Genomic DNA, 4,019 nt, shown 5'->3' with positions numbered 1-4,019 from the left:
TCTCCTGGCCTATGGACTTGTGGATAAGCCATTCTGAGAGTAAGGTGAATGAACTAACAAACCGGGAATAGCTCTTATTTTTCCTGAATTTTGTTCCAGATCCCCGGACCTAGCTAATTTTTCTTGCACAATTTGTATTAACGGGCGCAATTTTGCGGCTTTGATCGTGCAGCTTAATTGCTCATTGGTTAAGACAAAGGCTAACCCTAGCTCAGAACTTAATTGCGAAATAAGTTTGGTATTGCTCGTACTTAAGGTACAGCTCCCATCTTCTTCTTTGGCTAACTGGAAAGGGATACGGCCCCCCGCAGACTCGATACGGAGATGGTTCAAAATTACCTTGCCATCAGGAGACTTAATTGAGCTTGGGGAGAAATAGCGTTCTAATTTATCCAATAAATCGATCTCTTCTTTAGTTAGTAAAGCCCGCTTGTTAAAAACAGCCAATATCTGCTGATTGCTGCTAGTGGCTTTCATCGCCATTTCATTAATAAATTTTATATAGTCGATTAACTCTTCATAGGGCATCCCTTGCTGCACGGCAGCGTCAAGTAAATCGATTTTTATTTTAGTAAAATATAAATTAAACGGGCTGCTGTTCTCTTCCGAAAGCATGTTAATGTAGGTGTCAATTAAAATTAGAAACAAACGTTTGTCTTCCCCACAAGCTATTCTAGTCGCGCATAATTGCTTCACTAAGAGGGACACAGAAGGGGTATTCTCGTCTATCCGCTGCAACTCTTGTTTCAATCCAGGGTAGCTCGCGCTTATCTCGTCACTAGGATTGTCGCCGGTAATCATTTTTCTAAGGACATGAAAACCGAACATGCGCTCCGATAAATCGGTATCATAAAAGACACTGTAATTTCGGTACATCAAATGACGAGCAATACCAAATAGGAAGGAGCTCCTAAAGAGGGAGGGGGTTTTGGCATAATAATCTTCAAAGGAAAAATCATCTTGTAAGCTTGAGCATACTTCGCTGCCTTCATAAGCTTTGCCGTAATCAAAACCATAGAAGGCGCCATCAGCAAACCCTTTGTTTTGAGCCTCTTTACCTATTGCATCGCGATCAGAGGTGGCAATAGCAAAAATTAAATTTTTTCCTAAGCCGGGAATATACTTGGAACGCTTGATTACCGCTTCTTTATTCTCGACCAGGATGCCCTTATAATCGGGTTCAGAGCCGCCTACGAGAAAGGAAGTGAGATCTTGTAGACCATTTTTCCACCCACAAGCTAATAGAGCATGGCAATCTTTTTCACCGTTTTTTAGCCAAAAAAGCTCCTGTTTTTGGTTTTGTTCACTAAACATTCGAGCTAAATAAGTGCCCACATACTCCCTTAATGCTTCTTTGTTGGTCTTAATCCGTTCTTTTTGTCCTTCTGCATAATCGAATTTATACATCCAGGCACTTAATTGCGTGCTGGCCGCAACCGCCTCTTTAATCTCATTACAAAGCCATTGAATACCAGGGGGCGTCTTGCTGGGCTCATGCGGGCCTTTGATCAGCGTACTAATAAAGGTATTAAAAAGATTTTGTTTTCTCGCTAAATCTTGTGGTGGCGTTAAATCACCGGGGGGCGCTGCTAAATTTCTTCTTAAGTTGCATAGATCTGCTCTGGCCTCACCAGTAAGGATGGGCTCCGCGGGTAGATGCTCATCGGCTAGGATTTTAACTAATTCCTGGAAAAAAACGGCATTCAAATCAATGGCGCGAAATCCTGGTTCTGTGCCGCGGGGTTTTTCGGCGTAACAAAATTGGGTTAACCCAAATAGACTTCCTACCCGAGTTAATTCTTTATTTTTACGTATTACTGCATCCATTTCGGCATCCTGTCGCGAAATGACATCTCTGTCGGATGTCTTAAAACTCTCTTAAACTATAATTTGTATTTTGGTAGATGCCACCTAATATTTTCTTGGTTTTAGCGTGCATAATCAGACAGCTGCTTAGTGAGAACAGGGATCAAAGTAAGGTTGATTAAGCGCGTAGCATAAATAACCATCCCAGATCAATAAAGCCTATTTTCTTTCAGAAGAGCAAAGAAAATGACAGTAATAGCATATAAAAAACATTAGGCATAGAATAATAGACAAAAATAACTGCCATCCAAGTTACAGCAGCTTAACCGCCTAACTCCTGGTTCCCAGAAGATAGATTATTTAAGCCTTGCAGAAAGCTAACTTAAATATCCTAAATTTCATATATGGTGCAATCCAGCCAGGATTAGTTGAGTAGGGGATGGCAGCCGCGAACGTATTCCGAGTATAAAATTAGCTATAAAATAAGGAACTACTGGCTCCTATGTTTTTCAGCCACTTATTCGGCACACACACAACCTTCCGTTCCTGCACTACAGGTACGACCATCAACTGTTTTACAGGGAGCACCCATGGCGTTGTTTTTATTTTGCGGCTCAGGGCTAGAAGATTCAGCTGCAAAAGATGCCGCATTAGCAAGTAAAAAGACAGCACTGAAAGCCAAAGCTAATAATTGTTTCATTTCTAGATCCTTATACTAGGGAAATAATTATATAAACTAATTTAGTGTAGAAAAATTAAGCTTATTAGTCAAAAAAGTGTATGATGTTTGCCAAAATTGAGCTGCCTATTTCTTCCACTTTGCTAATTAAAATTATCTGTTTAGCTATAATCCAAATTGGATTATACGTTTGCTTTTAAGTGGAAGAGGTTAACCTTCTTACCTGGATGGATGGCTTACTTTGCAATAAATCGCAAATAAACAATGAGGGATTAATAATGCGTCAGTTATGGCATAGAAGGTATCAATCTATCCTAGCAAGGGAATAAATGTCTATTATCGTAAGCGAATAATAACGAGATAAGAAATCCCAATAAAAAACTAAAAGTTAGTTGAAAACTATCTCGATTAAAGAGTTGTCCCTTTTTTAGATTGCTTTCAGTTTGTTTTATAAGTTGCGCAGATTTTTTCACTCCAGAAAACGAAGATAATAATTAGAGGAAGCGTTTGAATAAACCCATCAACAGGATAAAAAACTCCGTAACCGTGTCTTCTCTTTCAAATGCCCTAACAATGGTTTTCCCGCTAAACTGACTAAAGATCAATACAGCAATTAATTGATTACAACTTGAAAAAAGCTTGTACGCTAAATTTTAGCGTACCTTTGCAAAGTTATTAGACCCTAACATTTTTTGATTAATGCACCTAAAGGACTGGCTTTAGCTCTTGTCTTTTAAATTTCTATATCTATAAAAATAATGATTTTTATGTATAATTCTTTTTGGCCAATGGATGATTTCAATGGATTGATTTAGGAAAAAGTAAAATAAAAAAGTCTTAACTGGATGCAAATGATTTTATGGAAAAACGCTTTTCTTTATTTAGAAAAGAGGCAATCGAAAATCGCCTCAACAGAAATTTAGGTACTACACGAATCAATGTGCCATTGAATTATCAACTAGCATGTATTTTGTCCGTTATTTTGCTTGCGGTTATCGCTACTTTTTTCTGTTTTGCTCAAACATCAGAACAAACTTATATTCGAGGTTATTTAGACTCAGATTCAGGGGTTATTACTATTAATTCAGAAGCTGGGGGTATTATTAATCAAGCGGACATTGAAGAGGGCAAACACGTTAAGAAAGGCGATACATTATTTATTATTTCAAACTCGCATCAGGAAAAACAAAAGTATTAATTGAAAATCTATCTCAAAGAATTGCCAATTTAAAGCGGGAATCTCAATTAAAACAAGAACATTATTATGCTTTAGAACGATTGAATAAAAATAAGTACATATCAACGTTTACTCTAAAAAACTCAGAATCAGAGCTACTAGAATTAACCAATAAAATTAAATCTGAGGGTTTAGAATTAATTAAATACAAACAAAGTCAATATCAGCTAGTTAAATCCCCAGGGCCACCTCATGAAAAAAATCTAGCTTAAATCGGTAAATAATGAGAGGCTAGCTTCATTTAAATGGATATAGGAATGAAGCTGGAAGAAGGATTTTTAGATTTTTTTATTTCAC

Annotated in this window: 3 protein-coding genes; 1 reads left to right on the top strand and 2 read right to left on the bottom strand. The window is 37.4% G+C overall.

Annotated elements, in window-relative coordinates:
• Nucleotides 1-9: 9 nt before the first annotated feature.
• Nucleotides 10-1,827 (bottom strand): hypothetical protein, encoded by a 1,818-nt coding sequence (locus tag ELY15_RS14215; protein WP_127101169.1) that lies wholly within the window; start codon nucleotides 1,825-1,827, stop codon nucleotides 10-12.
• 496 nt (nucleotides 1,828-2,323) lie between these two features.
• Nucleotides 2,324-2,506: a hypothetical protein gene (locus ELY15_RS14210; protein WP_127101167.1), complete on the bottom strand. Its 183-nt coding sequence runs from the start codon at nucleotides 2,504-2,506 to the stop codon at nucleotides 2,324-2,326.
• Nucleotides 2,507-3,344: 838 nt separating this feature from the next.
• Here ELY15_RS14210 and ELY15_RS14200 point away from each other — a divergent pair.
• On the top strand, nucleotides 3,345-3,683 hold the full coding sequence (locus ELY15_RS14200; protein ID WP_127101165.1) for a biotin/lipoyl-binding protein: 339 nt from the start codon (nucleotides 3,345-3,347) through the stop codon (nucleotides 3,681-3,683).
• The last annotated feature ends 336 nt before the right edge of the window (nucleotides 3,684-4,019 follow it).

The sequence above is a fragment of the Legionella sp. km772 genome, assembly GCF_003989735.1.
GTDB lineage: Bacteria > Pseudomonadota > Gammaproteobacteria > Legionellales > Legionellaceae > Legionella.
The sequence above is the reverse complement of the archived record's forward strand: the minus strand, read 5'-3'. Positions and strand labels throughout refer to the sequence as shown.

Bases quoted from the DNA above. Each gene is read 5' to 3' on its own strand.
- ELY15_RS14215 (WP_127101169.1), bottom strand. From the start codon at position 1,827: ATGGATGCAGTAATACGTAAAAATAAAGAATTAACTCGGGTAGGAAGT.
- ELY15_RS14210 (WP_127101167.1), bottom strand. From the start codon at position 2,506: ATGAAACAATTATTAGCTTTGGCTTTCAGTGCTGTCTTTTTACTTGCT.
- ELY15_RS14200 (WP_127101165.1), top strand. From the start codon at position 3,345: ATGGAAAAACGCTTTTCTTTATTTAGAAAAGAGGCAATCGAAAATCGC.